The sequence below is a fragment of the Hymenobacter tibetensis genome (assembly GCF_022827545.1).
Taxonomy (GTDB): Bacteria; Bacteroidota; Bacteroidia; order Cytophagales; family Hymenobacteraceae; genus Hymenobacter; species Hymenobacter tibetensis.
Map to the genome: position 1 here is coordinate 2,517,421 of NZ_CP094669.1, position 17,644 is coordinate 2,535,064.

At 53.5% G+C, this 17,644-nt stretch carries 17 protein-coding genes; 7 read left to right on the plus strand and 10 right to left on the minus strand.

Annotated features, from left to right (window positions below):
• Positions 1–218: 218 nt before the first annotated feature.
• Positions 219–1,748, plus strand: coding sequence for a sigma 54-interacting transcriptional regulator (locus MTX78_RS10000; protein WP_243802222.1), 1,530 nt, complete (start codon positions 219–221; stop codon positions 1,746–1,748).
• Between the two features lie 266 nt (positions 1,749–2,014).
• Here MTX78_RS10000 and MTX78_RS10005 read toward each other — a convergent pair whose 3' ends face one another.
• The gene (locus MTX78_RS10005) at positions 2,015–2,473 is read right to left on the minus strand and encodes a peptidylprolyl isomerase (protein WP_243802224.1); all 459 of its coding nucleotides are present in this window, start codon (positions 2,471–2,473) and stop codon (positions 2,015–2,017) included.
• 182 nt (positions 2,474–2,655) lie between these two features.
• Here MTX78_RS10005 and MTX78_RS10010 point away from each other — a divergent pair, with 182 nt between their 5' ends.
• Complete coding sequence (locus MTX78_RS10010) at positions 2,656–3,303, plus strand: fasciclin domain-containing protein (protein ID WP_243802226.1); 648 nt, start codon at positions 2,656–2,658, stop codon at positions 3,301–3,303.
• A gap of 138 nt (positions 3,304–3,441) precedes the next feature.
• Here MTX78_RS10010 and rsgA read toward each other — a convergent pair whose 3' ends face one another.
• From rsgA to MTX78_RS10030, 4 genes are all read right to left on the minus strand, one after another.
• Complete coding sequence (rsgA, locus tag MTX78_RS10015) at positions 3,442–4,368, minus strand: ribosome small subunit-dependent GTPase A (RefSeq protein WP_243802228.1); 927 nt, start codon at positions 4,366–4,368, stop codon at positions 3,442–3,444.
• Positions 4,369–4,472: 104 nt separating this feature from the next.
• Positions 4,473–5,726 carry a 3-deoxy-D-manno-octulosonic acid transferase gene (locus MTX78_RS10020; protein WP_243802230.1) on the minus strand — a complete coding sequence of 418 codons (1,254 nt, stop codon included), beginning with the start codon at positions 5,724–5,726 and terminating at the stop codon, positions 4,473–4,475.
• Positions 5,727–5,889: 163 nt separating this feature from the next.
• On the minus strand, positions 5,890–6,519 hold the full coding sequence (locus MTX78_RS10025) for a peroxiredoxin (protein WP_243802232.1): 630 nt from the start codon (positions 6,517–6,519) through the stop codon (positions 5,890–5,892).
• A 164-nt stretch (positions 6,520–6,683) separates the two neighbouring features.
• On the minus strand, positions 6,684–7,985 hold the full coding sequence (locus MTX78_RS10030; protein ID WP_243802234.1) for an aspartate kinase: 1,302 nt from the start codon (positions 7,983–7,985) through the stop codon (positions 6,684–6,686).
• A 163-nt stretch (positions 7,986–8,148) separates the two neighbouring features.
• Between MTX78_RS10030 and fbp the strand changes: the two genes are divergently transcribed.
• Entirely contained in the window at positions 8,149–9,159 is a 1,011-nt protein-coding gene (fbp, locus tag MTX78_RS10035; RefSeq protein WP_243802236.1) for a class 1 fructose-bisphosphatase, read from the plus strand.
• A 68-nt stretch (positions 9,160–9,227) separates the two neighbouring features.
• Here fbp and MTX78_RS10040 read toward each other — a convergent pair whose 3' ends face one another.
• From MTX78_RS10040 to yihA, 3 genes are all read right to left on the minus strand, one after another.
• The gene (locus MTX78_RS10040; protein ID WP_243802238.1) at positions 9,228–9,785 is read right to left on the minus strand and encodes a DUF5606 family protein; all 558 of its coding nucleotides are present in this window, start codon (positions 9,783–9,785) and stop codon (positions 9,228–9,230) included.
• 31 nt (positions 9,786–9,816) lie between these two features.
• Positions 9,817–10,284: an energy transducer TonB gene (locus tag MTX78_RS10045; RefSeq protein WP_243802240.1), complete on the minus strand. Its 468-nt coding sequence runs from the start codon at positions 10,282–10,284 to the stop codon at positions 9,817–9,819.
• A 72-nt stretch (positions 10,285–10,356) separates the two neighbouring features.
• Entirely contained in the window at positions 10,357–10,974 is a 618-nt protein-coding gene (gene yihA, locus MTX78_RS10050) for a ribosome biogenesis GTP-binding protein YihA/YsxC (RefSeq protein ID WP_243802243.1), read from the minus strand.
• A 456-nt stretch (positions 10,975–11,430) separates the two neighbouring features.
• Here yihA and MTX78_RS10055 point away from each other — a divergent pair, with 456 nt between their 5' ends.
• The 4 genes from MTX78_RS10055 (at position 11,431) to MTX78_RS10070 (ending at position 16,156) form a co-directional block, all read left to right on the plus strand.
• Complete coding sequence (locus MTX78_RS10055) at positions 11,431–13,665, plus strand: OmpA family protein (protein ID WP_243802245.1); 2,235 nt, start codon at positions 11,431–11,433, stop codon at positions 13,663–13,665.
• 126 nt (positions 13,666–13,791) lie between these two features.
• Positions 13,792–14,520, plus strand: coding sequence for a bifunctional demethylmenaquinone methyltransferase/2-methoxy-6-polyprenyl-1,4-benzoquinol methylase UbiE (gene ubiE, locus MTX78_RS10060; protein ID WP_243802248.1), 729 nt, complete (start codon positions 13,792–13,794; stop codon positions 14,518–14,520).
• A gap of 101 nt (positions 14,521–14,621) precedes the next feature.
• Positions 14,622–15,293, plus strand: a complete 672-nt coding sequence (gene porT / locus MTX78_RS10065) for a type IX secretion/gliding motility protein PorT/SprT (RefSeq protein WP_243802250.1) — start codon at positions 14,622–14,624, stop codon at positions 15,291–15,293.
• A 116-nt stretch (positions 15,294–15,409) separates the two neighbouring features.
• Positions 15,410–16,156 (plus strand): SDR family NAD(P)-dependent oxidoreductase, encoded by a 747-nt coding sequence (locus MTX78_RS10070; protein WP_243802252.1) that lies wholly within the window; start codon positions 15,410–15,412, stop codon positions 16,154–16,156.
• A 105-nt stretch (positions 16,157–16,261) separates the two neighbouring features.
• Here MTX78_RS10070 and MTX78_RS10075 read toward each other — a convergent pair whose 3' ends face one another.
• The gene (locus MTX78_RS10075) at positions 16,262–16,933 is read right to left on the minus strand and encodes an alpha/beta hydrolase (protein ID WP_243802255.1); all 672 of its coding nucleotides are present in this window, start codon (positions 16,931–16,933) and stop codon (positions 16,262–16,264) included.
• Between the two features lie 48 nt (positions 16,934–16,981).
• A complete protein-coding gene (gene cdd / locus MTX78_RS10080) occupies positions 16,982–17,485 on the minus strand; it encodes a cytidine deaminase (RefSeq protein ID WP_243802258.1) in 504 nt (167 codons plus the stop codon).
• Between the last annotated feature and the right edge of the window lie 159 nt (positions 17,486–17,644).

The window sequence follows — 17,644 nt, forward strand, 5'->3', positions numbered from 1 at the left end:
AGCCACTGCCTAACTATCAGCCGTATAACTTCCTTGCCTCCGTTGCGCTTTCCAGTTAGAGTAAGCCTGCGCAGCCTGTTGCTACGTAGGTAGCACATAATGATGTAATACATCTTTTGCTGGCAGCGCCTACATCACTAGTTACATTGCGCCTGAACCTCTACCGCACTGAAGCGGTTACACATTCCGGGGCCTATACACCCCTTCTCCAACTCCTGATGAAACAAGAAGCAATTCGTACGCTAGGCCAACTGCGGGCCAGCGGGTATCAACCTCGTTCTGTCAAACAAGAGCTACGCGACAACCTGATTGCCAAGCTCCAAAGCAAAGAGGAAGTGTTTCCGGGTATCTACGGCTACGAGGAAACCGTTATTCCGGACTTACAGCGCGCTATTCTAGCCGGTCACCACATCAACCTGCTGGGGTTGCGCGGGCAGGCCAAAACGCGTATTGCGCGGTTGCTGGTAAATTTGCTCGACGAGTATATTCCGGTAGTAGAAGGCTCGGAGCTGAACGATGATCCTTTGCAGCCTCTATCGGTGTTTGCAAAAAACCTGATAGCCGAGCACGGCGACAACACGCCCGTGACGTGGATGCACCGCGACGAGCGCTATACCGAGAAGCTAGCTACTCCCGACGTATCGGTAGCCGACCTTATCGGAGACGCCGACCCCATCAAAGCGGCTACGCTCAAGCTGCCCTACAGCGATGAGCGAGTGATTCACTTTGGCCTGATTCCGCGGGCGCACCGTGGTATTTTCGTTATCAACGAGCTACCCGATTTGCAGCCTCGTATTCAAGTGTCGCTCTTCAATATTTTGCAGGAAGGCGACATTCAAATCCGTGGTTTCAAGGTGCGGCTGCCGCTGGACTTGCAGTTTGTGTTCACGGCCAACCCCGAAGACTACACCAACCGTGGTTCCATTGTAACGCCACTCAAAGACCGGATTGACGCGCAGATTATCACGCACTATCCGAAGTCTATTGAAATTGGTAAGCGCATCACCAAGCAGGAAGCTCGCATCAGAGAAGAGCAGAAGGGCATGGTGACCAGCAACGAAATCATCCACGATTTGGTGGAGCAAGTAGCTGTTGAAGCCCGCGCCTCCGAATTTGTGGACGCCAAGAGCGGCGTATCCGCCCGTCTTACCATCTCGGCCTACGAGCAGGTAGTAGCGGGTGCTGAGCGTCGTGCGCTTATCAACGGTGAGAAGAATACTTACGTGCGCGTCGGCGACTTCATTTCGGCTGTGCCTGCCGTGACGGGCAAGGTGGAATTGGTGTATGAAGGCGAGCAGGAGGGAGCCGGTATTGTGGCCGAGAAGCTGATGGGCAAAGCTGTCCGGACGCTGTTCTTGAACTACTTCCCTGACCCCGACAAAGCTAAGAAGCTGAAAAACCGCACCAGCCCTTACAAAACAGTGCAGGAGTGGTTCGGCAGTGGCAATACCGTCGATATTCTGCACGAGGCTTCCGACAACGACTACCACGCCGCCCTCGACAAGGTGCCTGGCCTCCGCGACATCGTGAAGGAACTGCACCCCAACGAAGACAAGGAGACCATGTGGTTCCTGATGGAGTTCTTGCTCCATGGTCTGGCCGAATACAGCCTGATTTCTCGCAACCGCCTCACAGCTGGTGCTCAGTTCAAAGACTTGCTGAGCAGCATGTTCACCATGCCCAGCTTCGGCGAGGATGACGACGAGGAAGACGAAGACGAGCGCCCTCAGCGTGGCCGACGTCGGTAGACCGAAGTTATGCATCAAACAACAAGAGCCGCTTCAAGCTGAAGCGGCTCTTGTTGTTTGATGCGTGTTCGAGAATTGTCAACCTTGCTTTCCTACACAAGTTAGCTTCGGTCGCAACTCATTTTGCTCGCCTAGGTGGTGGGTTAAGTGATGCATGCAAGGGTTGATTGCCAGACAAAAAGAACCCAGGTAGCAGGTCTTAAAACAGAAACTCTCTCAGCACACAAGGTGCTGAGAGAGTTTCTGTTTTAGTAGGCTAGAGCCGATTACGCCTCCGTTACTACAATTTTTTGAATCTCGTCGTTGCCTTTGATTTGGTCAATGACATCTAGGCCTTCTACTACCTTACCGAATACCGTGTGGTTGCGGTCGAGGTGGGCCGTGTTCTGACGGTCGTGGACGATAAAGAACTGCGACCCGCCGGTGTTGCGGCCAGCGTGTGCCATGCTCAGCACGCCGCGCTCGTGGTACTGATGCTCGCCGGTTAGCTCGCAGTCGATTTTGTAGCCGGGGCCCCCGGTGCCGGGCATGCCTTTAGCGCCGTCGCGGGAGTTGGGGCAGCCACCCTGAATCATGAAATTCGGGATGACCCGGTGAAACTTCAGGCCGTCGTAGAAGCCTTTTTTTGCTAGGTCGGTGAAGTTCTTAACGGTGTTAGGAGCATCTTGCTCGTAGAACTCCACTTTCATCACACCACGGTTGGTGTGGATTTCGGCAGTTTTCATGGTTGTGGAAACAGATAGAACGTGCACCTACTAGTAAGTGCCAACTGACACATGCCAGCTTGCAGCAAAGGTAGCCATTTTGTAGTCCCAGAAACATCCGGCTATCTGTTGAGTTTCGTAACATAGCAGCTGCTTTATACAGCAGCTTTCATTTCTTCCAACCAACCCCTGTGTTTCGTTTTATGAAAAATTCTCTGCGCCTTACCTCCTTAGGAATGTTATCGGCTGGTGTGCTTGCCTTTGGGCTTGGCAGCTGCGGCGACAACAAGACTGCTGAAACGGCCACTACAGCTACTACCGAAACTGCTACTACAGTAGACTCGGCGGCTATGATGACGGATTCGGCTCGTATGGCCAAGCCGGAGGGCGTAATGGTAGATGGGGTGGCCATGACGCCCGACAAAACCATCGTTCAGAATGCCGTACAGGCTAGCAGTGTTACTACGCTAGTGAAAGCGGTACAAGCTGCCGGTCTTGATGGCACATTGAGCGGCGCTGGTCCGTTCACTGTCTTTGCACCTACCAACGCGGCTTTCGATAAGCTGCCGAAAGGCGCCCTCGCTGGCTTAATGAAGCCAGAAAGCAAAGACAAGCTTAAAGGCGTACTTACCTACCACGTAATTGCCGGCCGCCTGTTGGCCCAAGACCTGAAAGACGGTCAGGAACTCACCACTGTGAATGGCCAGAAGCTAAAAGTAACCGTGAAAGACGGCAAGGTGATGGTAAGCAATGGCACCGACGCCCCCGCCGCTGTACAAATCCCGGACGTTATTTCCAGCAACGGCGTGACACACGTTATCGACGGCGTGATATTGCCTAAGGCTGAATAGGTAATTTCTATTCTCAAGCAATGAAAAGAGCCGGACTAGTACAGTCCGGCTCTTTTTGTGTAGTGCATTTCTTGCTGTTCGCCGGGTTATAAGCCCGTGTTTGCTGCCACGCGTTCTGCGAAACCGGCCTAATCCCCTTTACCGCCGGTTGTCGTCGGCTTCGAGCATGCTCACGTAGCTGTCGTAACGGGGGAGGGCAATTTTACCTTTGTCTACGGCCTCACGCACGGCACAGCCCGGCTCGTGGGTATGCTGGCAATTGTGGTAGCGGCATTGGTTAAGTAAAGCGCGCATCTCCGGGAAAAAGTGCGCTAGTTCACCGGGCTTCACGTCAACCAGCCCTAGTTCTTTGATACCGGGTGTATCAATGATAAAGGTGCCGGGACGAACTTCCAGCATTTCGGCAAAGGTGGTGGTGTGCACGCCTTTATCGGAAAACTCACTGATTTCGGCAGTTTTGATATCGAGGTCCGGGACCAGCGTGTTGATGAGCGTGCTTTTGCCCACGCCCGAGTGACCGGAAAGCAGCGTTGTCCGGCCTTCAAGCAAATTATCAATATCGTCTACCCCCTCGCCAGTATGGGCCGAGCAACGCAGCCCAGGGTAGCCTATCCGCGCGTACATCGCTTGAATCTGACTCTGGTAGTCGTTGAGGTCGTCGTCGTACAGGTCGGTTTTGTTGAAAATCAACGTCACCGGAATGCTGTACGCCTCGGCCGTTACCAAAAACCGGTCGATGAAGCCGAACGAGGTAGCAGGCGAAGCCAGCGTCACGACCAGCATGGCCAAGTCGAGGTTGGCCGCTACAATATGGGCGTGCTCGGTTTTGTGGACTGAGCGTCGGATGATGTAGTTGCGGCGCGGCTCGATGTGGTGAATAACGCCCGCGCCTTCTGTTTGCTCTTCCACCGTGAATTCCACCTGGTCGCCAACTGCCAACGGATTGCTGACCTTAAGGCCTTTCATTTTGAACTTGCCGCGCAGCCGGCACCGGTGCAATTGCCCTGTGCCTACTTCGCGCACGATGTACCACGAGCCCGTAGATTTAACGATGGTTCCGGTCATGGGAGAGCAACTACGTAGCGGAATGATAGCACAACGACGCGCAACAAGGTGGCGAAGTGCCTAAGTGAACTTGATATTCCTGACATAACGGATGCGTGGCTCGGTTACTCCGCTATACGCTGGGCAGCAAGCCACCGCATAATCTTGCTGGTGGCCCCGCTGTGGTCGTGTACGTAATCGAGACTGAGGTCTTGCACCCGCAGGCGAGTCTCTTCTAAATGGAAGAGAGGCGCAAAAGCAGCCAGCAGTTCTTTGGCCGACGTCACGGGGAAGGCACACCCAAGTTCTACTAGGTCTTGCGCCTCCTGAAACTTATGATAAGTGGGGCCAAAAAACAGTGGCAACCCAAAGGCTGCCGCCTCCAGTGTATTGTGCAAGCCCTTACCAAACGCCCCCCCGATGTAAGCGAAATGCCCAAACCGGTACAGTTGGCTCAGCAGCCCCACGTTGTCGATGAGCAGCACGCGGGCATGAGCTACACTGGCCGTATCGGCTTGGGAGTAGCGGGCTACTTTGCCAGGCAGGCTTTCTTCCACCAAACGCAAATTGCTTTCATTGATTTCGTGCGGCGCTACAATGAAGCGCAACTGATCCTGGTACTTCTGCAGGAGCGGCGTGAGCACCGGCATATCTTCAGGCCAAGAACTACCAATAATGACCACTGGCGCCCAATCGTCGGTGAACGCCTCGATAAGAGGAAGATGCTTGGGAGTGGCCGCCGCCGTACGCACCACCGTGTCGAAGCGGGTGTCGCCGGCTACGCTGGCTGCGCTGATGCCCGCCGTACGCAGTAAGTCAACGGAAGCTTGATTCTGGGTGAAGATATGGGTGAGATTTTGCAGGATGCGGCGGTAGAATCCGCCCCAAGGCTTGAAGTAAATCTGCTTTGGCCAAAAGATAGCTGCCACGCAAATAGCGGGTATCTGCTGCCGTTTCAGCTCTGCCAGGAAGTAGTGCCAAAACTCGTACTTCACGAAAACCGCCAGCCGTGGCTTCACCGTCTGTACAAAAACGCGGGCGTTGTGCGCAGTGTCAAGCGGCAGATAGAACACGTAGGCTGCGCCCGGCCAGTTTTTGCGCACCTCATAGCCCGACGAAGAAAAGAACGTAAGCACCATCTTATGGCTAGGGTATTGCTGCGCGTAGGCTTCCATGAGTGGCCGGCCCTGTTCGAATTCGCCGAGTGAGGCGCAGTGGAACCAAGCTAGCGGAGCGGTTTCATGTTGGAGGGCTTGCTGAATGTGGGGCAGCAAGTTCTGCTGCCCCTGCACCCAGTGAGCTGCCTTCGGTACGAAGGGAGCTACCAGCCGTAGCAGCAAGGCATACAGCCGTAAGATTAAGGTATATAAGAAAAGCAAAAGGAAGTGGTAGTTGCTAGTGACGAGCTTCAGGCGAAATTAAAAAGACTGCGGCCGATAGGCGACAACCAAAAGCCGCGCAAAAGTACGCGTTACAATCTTCAATCGGTTTTTGCCGCCGCTCTTGTGCTTCAAAGTGCCTAAAGCCCCGTCACCAACTCCACTACGAGCGTTTGAGGTACTTGGCCAGCCCTTCGCGGGTAGGGGGCAAAGAAGGCTCCCCAGTCTGCCAACCTGCTGGGCAAACCTCGCCTTTTGTCTCGAAATGTTGCAGGGCATCCACCATGCGCAACGCTTCTTCCACGCTGCGGCCCAGCGGCCCGTCGTTCACTACCTGGTGGCGAACAATACCGTCCTTGTCAATCAGAAACAGCCCGCGGTACGCCAAAGGGTACCCGACAAAAACCATTTCGCCAGCTTCGTTATAATCGTAGCGGCCGCCTAGCACATCATAGTTGGCCGAAATGGTTTTGCTGGCATCCGCTACCAGTGGGTAGGTAATGCCCATGATACCGCCCTCCTCACGCGGCGTTTGCAGCCATGCCATGTGAGAATAGCGCGTATCCGTTGAGCAGCCAACTACGGCCACGCCTTTCGCATCGAAATCGGCTAGCCGCTCTTGGAAACCAAGAATTTCGGTGGGACAAACAAACGCGAAATCCGCAGAGTAAAAGAAAAAAATGACGTGCTTCTTACCCAAGTAACGGTCGAGCGAGAAATCCTCTTCGAATTCGCCATTGACGATTGCGGGAGCCTTGAATGAAGGAGCGCGCTTGCCTACTAAAACTGCCATGTACTATGTGTGGTTAGGGGGTGAGGGAAGGGGATAAGAGAGAAAATCAACGAAGCCGACGGATACGCCGGCTTTTTGCCGCGGTACCTATCGTTATTACTCCTTGTCCGGGCTCCTCCCTATACGGCATAGGCCAAAAGAGTTGGCCTATGCTTCCTCGCCCGCTACTGCAAGTGTTGGCGGCATACGAACTGAAAAGTCTGACGGGTCCTTTGCTCCAGCAGCAAATCCCGATGGTGAGTCAGGCGCTGAATGCTGGCTGCATCATAGTTCTTGATGCTGTAGAGTTCCAAGCCGGTGTTGTAGTGAATCGTAAATTGCTCACGCAGAGCGCTGAGCAGCTTGTCGAGTCGCTGGCTGGAAAAGTCGGTGCAGACTGAAAAGCTGATGGCCGAGTTCTGCATCAGGTTGATTTTAAGCCGGGCCTGCGCCAGCGCTCCAAAAATCACCTCTAAGTTCTCTTCGGAAATAAATGTCAAGTCTTTGGACTCAAAGGAAATCAGACATTGGTTGACCTTGAGGATGTAGGCCGGCGCTAGCAAGCCGTGGCGGCAGTCATGAATTTTGGTACCCTCGGCCGCCGGCGCCAAAAACGATTTCACGTAGAGCGGAATCTGCCGTACGGCCAACGGCTTGATGGTTTTCGGGTGAATGACCGACGCTCCGTAATAAGCCATTTCGATGGTTTCCTGGTAGCTGATTTCTGGGTAGCGCACCGTATCCGCAAAGATCTTAGGGTCGGCGTTCAATAGGCCTGCTACATCTTTCCATATCGTCACCGACTCGGCATGTAGGCAATAAGCCAGAATAGCGGCCGTGTAGTCGGACCCTTCGCGGCCTAACGTGGTGGTGTAGCCGCTGGCCGTGCCCCCGAGGAAGCCCTGCGTCACGAGGATGTGCACTTGCTGCAACTGTGGCAATACTGCGGCGCGTAGGTTGCTTTCCGTAGTTTCCCAGTCTATTCTTCCTTCCCGCCAGCTTTCATCGGTGCGCAACAGCGGCCGACAGTCCAGCCACCGGGCCGGGTGGGTGTCATTCAACACAAACGCAACCAGCTGCGAGGCCAACAGCTCACCAAAACTTACAATCTGGTCGTATTGCTGGTCGTAATCTTGGTGGCAGTTGACGGCAGCCAACTGGGCGCGCAATGCGTCAAAGGCGTCATCGAAGGCTGCTTTTATAGTGGCCTGTGTATCCTGCCCCAACGAAGGGGCTAGCTGTTGGGCCGCCTCGCGGTGGAAAGCTTCCAGCCGCGTCAAAGCAGAAGTGTACTCCTGACCTTGATACGCTAGGTCAAACAGTTCTTCCAGCGCGTTGGTGGTCTTGCCCATCGCCGATACCACTATTAACAGGGGTGTGTCGGCTTGGTATTCTCGTACGATGCGCACTAGGTTGATAATGGCCGCTGCATCCTTCACCGATGCGCCGCCGAACTTGTATACTTTAAGGAGTTGCGAGTTGTGCATAGACTCAAATGTAGGAAATGACGCTTTGCTTGCGTTCCGGTCGGGTCTGGCGCACAGCCTAGCGCTTTCAGAGAAAGCTGCTGAAGTAGCGAAATTTCGCTTTTCCAACCCCGAAAAAGGGGTTAATTTTGAGCACCTCCGACTTTTCAACTCCTTTCCTAATATGAATCAACACGACAAGCTGGCGTTGCCGGTTGGCACCACCCTGGACCGTTTTATCATGCGCAAGCAGGAAGACTTCCCTTATGCCACCGGGGAACTATCTCAATTGCTCCGCGACATTGCCTTGGCCGCCAAAATCGTGAACCGCGAAATCAACCGCTCCGGCCTCATTGATATTGCAGGGGCCTATGGCAACCGCAACGTGCAAGGCGAAGACCAGCAAAAGCTTGATGTGATAGCCAACATTCGTTTCATCCGGGCCTTGCGCAACGGGGGCGAGGTGTGCACCATTATCAGCGAAGAAGACGAGGAGGTTATTCAGACCGGCAACGTGCAGGGCAAGTACATCGTGGCCATCGACCCGCTTGACGGCTCGTCTAATATTGATGTAAACGTAAGCATCGGGACTATTTTCAGCATCTACCGCCGGGTTTCGCCAACGGGTACGGAAGGCACTATGGCTGACTGCCTACAGACGGGTACCAACCAGGTGGCTGCCGGCTACGTTATCTACGGGTCTAGCACTATGATGGTGTACACGACCGGCAACGGCGTCAACGGCTTCACGTACGAGCCTTCTTTAGGCGAATTTTTCCTTTCGCACCCCGAGATTATCACGCCCAAATCCGGCGCGGTGTATTCCATCAACGAAGGCAGTTCCGAGTCTTTCTCTTCAGGTATGTCGGGTTTCGTGGCCCAATGCAAGCAAGATGGCTTCTCGGCCCGCTACATCGGCTCGTTGGTGGCTGACTTCCACCGCAACCTGCTCAAAGGAGGTATTTACATCTACCCACCTACCAGCAAGTCGCCAAACGGAAAGCTCCGTCTGATGTATGAGTGCAACCCCTTGGCCTTCATTGTGGAGCAAGCTGGTGGCAAATCCAGCAACGGCTACACCCGCACCATGGAAATCCGTCCCGATGATATGCATGCCCGCTGCCCGCTATTTATCGGTTCAAAAGAATTGGTGGAAAAAGCCGAGCAGTTCTTGGCTCAAGAGCAAGCTAACTAGCCCGCACTAGCCCACAAAAAAGCCCGCCTGGATACATCCAGGCGGGCTTTTTTGTGGGCTAGTGCGGGCTAGTTGCTTTCGTTCTTCTCGGGCTGGTCTGCCGCTTCCGCCTTTTTCTTGGCCTTTGGTTTCTTAGCAGTGGCTTCTTCGGCCTCAACTGGCTGGTCTACTGTAGTTGGTGTAGCTGCTTCTTCAGCAGCCGGCTCCGCGGTTTCCGTTTCGGTGGCAGGCGCCTGATATTCCAGGGTGCTGCTCACGCTGTGGTACCACTGCACCAGCTTTTTGATGTCCGACATATACACCCGGTCACGGTCGTAGTCAGGGATGATGTCGCCCATAAAGGCGGTCAATTCCCGGTCCTCCGACTTGTTGGTAACGGTTAGGTCGGTTCCGTATTTCGAGTGAATCCGGTCGAACACTTCCGTCAGCGGTACCGTCTGATCGTAGTCTTGGGTATAGATGGAAATTTCTTGGAGCAGCGAGACCTTGTTACGGGCCGAGGCCACTGAACGGGTAGCACGTGCATCCAAGCTTTCAATGATAACCCCGGCGCGAGTAGGCTTCACGAGGCGGTATAGACCGGGCATCCCGCTGATGGCGGCAATTTCCTTTAGGTCGTAGGGCATAAGTACAGAACAGTTGTTGGAAAAGGCAAAGTTACTCAGTTGCGGCGGCTTGGCCGGGTGCCGGCAATTTAAACACAATGGGCAAACTGGTTAGCACGGCGTAGTCGGGCTTCTTGAATTGCAGCAAGCGCACCACGCGCAGCGCTTCTTCACCGAGGCCGCCCCCAATATTCTTGGTAACCAGCTTCACGTTTTCCAGAGTGCCGTTGGTAGTAAGCGTGAAACTGACCACGCAAGTGCCCTGAATACGGTTGCGCTTGGCCAGAATCGGATACTTCTTTTCCTTTTCAATAAAGGCGTACATAGCATCCTGGCCTCCTTCATAGTATTCAGCCACCGGAATGGACTTATTGACCCCACCAGCTTGGTGCTGCGGAGCTGCTGCCGGGGGGGCAGTTTCCGGAGCGGGGGCAGTAGTTTTGGGTTTAGAAGTTTGCGCAAAAACCGGCGCACTGCCAGCAAACAGGCCTATAGCCAGCGCTAAGGTGATTTTTTTCATGAATTGAAACCGAGAAGGTAGAGAAAGTTGCAAAGCCACAAGCGGTGCGGCCGTAGCAATTACAAGGCCAAGTTAGCTGCTCTGTTGTGCTTCGGCTAGCTGCTGATTTACGTCCGTAATGAAGGCCAGAATTTCGTCGCGGCCGGTTTTTTCTTCCGCTGAGGTAATAAAATAGCGAGGCAGTTCCTCCCACTGCTCACCCATTTTTTTCATGTAGTCGGTCACCTGCTGGTGCGTACGGCTCCCCGATTGTTTGTCGGCTTTAGTGAAAGCTATTACAAAAGGAATGCCTTCAGTGCCGAGCATTTCCATAAATTCCAAATCAACAGCTTGCGCCGGATGACGCGAGTCAATCAAGACAAATACACACGCCAGGTTTTCGCGTTGGCGCAAGTAAAAATTAATCATTCTGCTCCACGCCACTCGGTTTACTTTGCTGGTTTTGGCGTACCCATAACCCGGCAAATCCACTAGGTACCAGTGCTTGTTAATCAAAAAATGATTGATGAGCTGCGTTTTGCCGGGCAACGAAGACGTCTTGGCAAGACCTTTACGTTCGGTCAGCATGTTAATGAGCGACGATTTGCCTACGTTAGAACGACCAATGAAGGCGTATTCCGGTAGAGTAGGAGCTGGACACTGATCCACTCGCGTGTTGCTCATTAAAAATTCAGCGTCACGGATTATCATAGAAGGGAAACTGGTTTACGTGCAAAGGTAGGAGGTTGGCAAGCCAAAATAGGAGAATGTAAATTTTCAACTAAAATGGTTGCCATTTAGGAAGCACATCTATATTTGCGCTAGTCCTAAGTATTCACTCTTGTAATAGGATAGGCTTATATGCTTGCTTAAAATGAAATTCACATATACTAGCGAAGTAGTTGGATGGGATTAAGGCCGTATTATAAAATTTCTATCTTTGCCCGCAAATTGCTTTGTGCTGGGCAAATACATAAAAAGGATTAATCACTAGAAAGAGTTCTCTTTAGAGTTTTACTCTACCAAAAAATAACTTCTTACTTAACCCTAGTACGGGTATTCAGTATAATGGGGAAACTCAGCTGAGACCACCCTGGGTGCGTTTTTGCATCCGTGTTTCAACCCCACGCTCCTCGAAACTCCTTATTCTTCAAACCCCCTCCTACAATGGACAACTTAGTCAGAAGGTTACTGAAAGCCTCTTGCGCTTTCGCTCTTGCCGCGGCCGTGGCCCAGCCCGCGCTGGCTCAGAGCACGCGCAAGCAGCTAAAGACCGCAAATAAGTTCTTCGAACAAGAGAACTACCGGGCATCTATCCCTTTCTACGAGCAAGTGTTGGCCAAGGAGCCGAACAACCCATTGGCGTTGTTTCGGGCTGGTATTTCATACATGTCGTTTGATAAGGAGAAAGCCAGCGACTATATCTATAAAGCACAAAAGCTGAAGCCGAAGGTGTCGAAGGATGTAGAGTATTGGCTTGGCCGGGTTGACCACTTGAACTACAACTTCGACGAGGCCATCACGCACTTCCAGGCGTACAACGTTACGCTGAAGCCGAAAGACACTCGGAAAGTGGAGTTGGCACAGCTGATTCAGCACTCAAAGAATGCTAAGGTGCAGTTCAACAGCCCCAAGGATATCTTCGTGAAGAACCTGGGCCCGACTGTAAACACGCCTTACGCAGAGCATAGCCCGGTTATTTCCTCGGATGACAAGATGCTGTTGTTCACCTCGCGCGGCGAGAACGTGACCGGCGCCGGTAACACGGGTGATAAGAAAGGCGGCAACCTTGCTACCGACGGCGAGTACTTCGAGGATATCTTCGAAACCAAGCGCATCGACGACGAAAACTGGGACAAGCCTCGTTCATTGAGCGGGGTGTTGAACGGCAAAGGCCACGATGCTTCCACTCAACTTTTCGATAATGATAGCAAGCTACTCATGTATCGCCAAGACGAGAATGGCGACATTTTCTACTCCGAGAAATCTGGTGGTGACTGGACGGCTCCCAAGAAGCTGAACAAGAACGTTAACTCCACGGCCTTCGAATCGGACGCGTACATCACGCCAGACGGTCTGACCATCTACTTCTCAACCGGTAAATACTCGGAAGATGGTTCGCTCGATATCTACTTCTCCAACCGGCAGGCCGGTGGTGATTGGGGCCCTGCTAAATCAATGGGCAGCGCCATCAACACCAAATACGACGACGACAGCCCGTACTTGAGCCGCGACGGCAAAACGTTGTACTTCTCGTCGCGTGGTCATAACACGATGGGTGGCTACGACATCTTCAAGTCGGAGTACGACTCAATTGCCAAGCGTTGGGGCCGTCCCGAGAACATGGGCTACCCAGTAAATACGCCCGACGATGACACCTACTATCGTTTGAGCCCAGATGGCAGCTACGCCTACTTGTCGTCGTACCGCATTGGTGGCTACGGTGAAAAGGATATCTACACCATCAACTACATCAAGAACGCTACTATCCGGGGTAAAGTGTTTTCGCAGCGCGACAGCACCATCATTCCAGGTGTGGAGTTGGTGTTCAGTGGCACCCAGGCCGACAAAACGGCGCTGAGCTACCGCGACATCACCAAGCCCGGCACCGGCGACTATCAGGTGAGCGTACTTTCGGGTCGTTCCTATCAGGTAGCAGTATCGAAGGATGGGACCAACATCATCACGGAAGAATTTGCCGTGCCAGTCTCGACCAACGATTCCACGGTTGTAGAGAAGAACTTCTACGTCCCTTATGTTGATACTACGTCGCAGGTAGCGTTCAAGAACATCTACTTCGACACTGACAAATACAAGCTGCGTCCAGAGTCCATCACGGAGCTAAACAACATCAGCGCTATCTTGAAAGCTAGCCCTGGTGTTAATATCTCCATTGAAGGCCACTGCGACTCGCGCAACACCGACGAGTACAATATTGTACTGGGGCAGAATCGCTCTGATGCAGCGTACAACTACCTGAAGAAGTCGGGCATTGCCGAGACCCGCATGGTGACCGTAAGCTACGGCGAGCGTCGTCCGGCTGCTGCCAACGATTCGCCAGAGAACATGCAGCTCAACCGTCGCGTGGAGTTCCGCGCCATTGTGAAAGAAGGGGAGGCTGCTCCAGTGCTGAACCCTGGTGCTGCGCCAACCACCAGCACAGCCACTCCTGCCACTACCACTACCACCACTACGCCGCTACAGCCTGGCAAAAGCAAGGCAAAGCTTGCTGATGGTACCAAGGTGAAAACCAAAGTAGATGAGGATAGCGACAAAGTGAAAGTGAAAACCAAAGGTGCTAACGACGAAAAGAGCAAGACCATCACCAAGGATGGTACCATCGATTCGAAAGCCAAAGACGCTACTGGTCAGAAAGTCAAAGTGAAGACCGACAACGACTAAGCTAAAAATTCAAGCGAAAAAGCGGGCTGGGCACTATGCCTGGCCCGCTTTTTTTTAACATAATGACTGATTAGCCGTTATGTTTGGGCAATTTTGCCCCCGAATCTTCGTTGTTCGCCCAGAGCTATGGCTGTAGTACCCTACAAAGATGACACCGCTGGTAAGAAGTCCCAGGTCGCGCATATGTTCAACAGCATTGCGGGCAAATACGACTTCCTTAACCACTTCCTAAGCGCTGGTACCGACATATACTGGCGGCGCAAAGCGGTAAGCGAGCTAAAGGCATTGCGGCCCGCTCGTATTCTGGACATAGCCACGGGTACCGCTGACTTCGCCATCGAAACCTTGCGTGCGGCTTCTGCCGACGCCCAGGTAACCGGAGTGGATATTTCGGAAGGCATGCTGGCTGTAGGGCGGCGGAAGCTGCAAGACAAAGGACTAACCCACCGCATTCAGCTAGAGCAAGGCGACTCCGAGAACCTGCCTTATCCCGACGACCACTTCGACGCCGTGACGGCCTCGTTCGGAGTGCGTAACTTCGAGAACTTAAGCAAAGGCTTAACGGAAATGCGTCGGGTATTACGGCCAGGAGGAAAGCTGGTAATTTTAGAGTTTTCTAAGCCTACTGCATTCCCCCTTAAACAGGCGTACAACTTCTATTTCCAGCGGGTATTACCCGTCTTTGGAAAAATGATTTCCAAGGATAATTCTGCATACACCTACCTGCCCGAATCGGTGCAGGCCTTCCCCGATGGCCCTGATTTCTTGGCTATTCTCCGGGAAGTCGGCTTCAACAATCCCGCATGGCAACCCCTCACGTTCGGCATCAGCTCTATTTACACCGCGCACAAATAAGCTGCTTCGCGCTGCTAGTCTTACTTACTCTGGTTTCTTCGCTGGAAACGCATGCCCAACGCAAGAGCAGTTCTAGCCTTAGCCGCAGCAAAAATGGACGGGTGAAGTCTATTACTGTAAACAACCTGCCAGGATACGACGATAGGTGGTTTCATCCTGGTTTTTACATTGCGCCTCATAGCACGCGCTTTCAGGTTGAGCAGTCACCGGCCTATATTCAGAACTTAAATACCAGCCGAGGGCTAACGGTTAATGCGCTCAGCAGTGCCGGCTTCTCAGTTGGTTTTGTGGGAGATGTACGGCTGGCTGACTACTTCAACCTGCGTTTTGCGCCGGGCGTGAGCTTTATTACGCGGCAACTCGAATTCAAGCCGCTTGGTTACACGCCAGATCCTACAAATACCAACGCTCCTGCTGAAATAATCACGCAGGAGGTAGGCGCGACCCAGGCTGACTTCCCATTGCTACTTAAGTTTCACTCGGAACGCCGCCGCAATACGCGGATGTACGTGGTAGGGGGGGTAAAGCCTAGCGTGAACGTAGGTAACCGCCGCAAAGACGAGGTGAAAAACTTGATTACCACCGCGAATACGGATGTAGCAATAGAATATGGTGTAGGCCTAGACCTGTTTTACCCATTCTTTAAATTCGCGCCTGAACTGCGCTTTTCGCACGGGCTAAAGAACCTGTACCAAGCCGAAAACAACATTTACAGCAACAGTTTGCAAGGCTTACGCAGCAACACCGTAACACTGTACCTAACGTTCGAGTAAACAGCAACTACTTTGTACGGAAAGGCCGCCCGCATATTGGTTTGTAAGACAAGCCACTGCGTGGGCGGCCTTCCTATGAGTAGCCACACCAACAACCAGAACCAGAAGTCGACATCATGCAAACTGCATTTATCACGGGTGCCTCATCAGGAATTGGCCGGGCTACGGCTGTTGCACTAAGCCGCGCTGGCTTTCAGTTGGTCGTGACGGGGCGCCGGCGGGAGCGGCTAGAAGAATTGGCCCACGAATTAGCGCCCGTACCAGTACACATCCTCACGTTTGATGTACGCGACAAAGAAGCGGTAGAAACGGCTATAGCTGGCCTGCCTACTGAATTTGCTGACGTAGACGTGCTAATAAACAACGCCGGTAACGCACACGGGTTGGCTCCGATTCAAGATGGTGACCCTGCCGACTGGGATGCCATGCTGGATGGCAACGTGAAAGGCCTGCTATATGTAAGCCGGGCTCTGCTGCCTACCATGACGCGCCGCAAAACGGGCTACATCGTGAATATAGGCTCCATAGCCGGACACGAAACGTATGCGAATGGCAACGTGTATTGCGCTTCAAAAGCAGCTGTTGCAGCGCTGTCCAAAGGCATGCGCCTGGACTTGTTGCCCCATCATATTCGAGTGGCCGAGGTGAACCCAGGTGCAGTGGAAACCGAGTTTTCGCAGGTTCGCTTCAAAGGCGACAACGAACGTGCCTCCACTGTGTACCAAGGATTCACGCCGCTCCGGGCAGAAGACATAGCGGACCTGATTCAGTTCATGGTGACCCGCCCGCCGCACGTCAATATTGCAGAGGTGTTGATTTTACCTGCTGCACAAGCGGCTGCCACGGTAATCCGCAAGGAATAATTCTTCAGGCAACCCATAAAAGATGAAAACAAAAAAGCCCTCCACGGAGGGCTTTTTTGTTGGGCAGGATTGGCTTTATAGATAACTGGAGCACGATATCCCACCTCAGAACGTGCTAGCGTGTAGCTGCCGGAGCACATCCGCATGTAGCGTGTGCTTGCCAGCGAACTGTAGAACCTCGGGTTCCACACCTAAGCGCCGAACAAACTGGCGTTGCTCTTCTAGGTCGGCTGGTTTCACGAACTCGTCGTTGTCGCCGCAGACGAGCGTGACTGGTAGATTGCGCATGAGTTGTGTGGCAACCTGAAAGTCCATATCGGGTGGGAAGGCGCCGGCCCACAGAACGAGACGTGCCGGCCGGAAACGGGCGCGAGCCAGCCAGCGGCTAACAGTGGCAGCACCTTGCGAGAACCCCAGCACCGTAACGCGCGTGTTGGCCGATACCACCGCCAAAGTGGCTTCTGCCAACTGGTTGAGGTAGCCGACATAGTCTTCTATTTCCGTGAGACGATCTTCTCGCGTCATCCAGGTAGCTCCAACTCGGCCCTGACCGTTGGCACTCTCGCGCAGGTAGAAGCGAGAAAGACCTTCGGGCGCTACAACCACTAAGCCAGGGTCGGCGTCGGTGAGCGTAGCAAAGTGCCGAATGAAGTACGCGGCCAGTTGTCCGTAGCCATGGCATACAAACCACACCTGCCGGGTTTCAGCCGACAACGCGCCTAGCTGAAAATAGCGGGCAGAGCGTGTAACTGCAATGTGGTGCTCCTGAGCAGGCATGGCTGATTAGGGTAGTCTAGTGAGGGCATCGTAGAACGAAGCAGAGTGCTACCGAACTGCTTCTATATTTCTAGGCAAGTCATCGGCGGAGAAGCCAAAGGGAAGTAAGTCGCTGACGCTACGGAAGCGGTAGATGCTGCCGTTGGGGCCCGGTAGAAGCAACGGAATGGCCTGTTTCTGGCGGTGCTCGTATTCGGCCATTACCTGCCGGCAGGCACCGCAACTGGTTACGGCTACAAAGTCGCCGGAAGCGGGACGGGCGGCTACGGCCATGCCCAAGATACGCCGCTCTGGCTGGGTCGCAGCCAAGCCAAACAACGCGGTGCGCTCGGCACACAGCCCCGATGGGTACGCTGCGTTTTCTTGGTTGGTGCCCCGGAACGTGTTGCCGTCGTCGAGGAGCAAGGCCGCGCCTACGTGGAAGTGCGAGTAAGGAGCATACGCATGATCGGTAGCGGCCTTGGCTTCTTGCCAAATAACAGCTTCGGTAGGTGTCAGATCAGCTTCGGTAAGTACCTCAACATCGATGGTGAGGCGCAGGGGATGAGCCATTGTGTAAGCGGAAAAAGAATCCGGGTACCGGTGGCCGGCCCCGGTTGAGTAAGGGGCGGTGAATGTACTACAATTATCCATGGCCATGGCGCACAGCTGGGCAGTAAAAAGCAACCAAGGCGCCTGGATTAGAAAGTTTCAGTAGAATTGGCTTCTGAT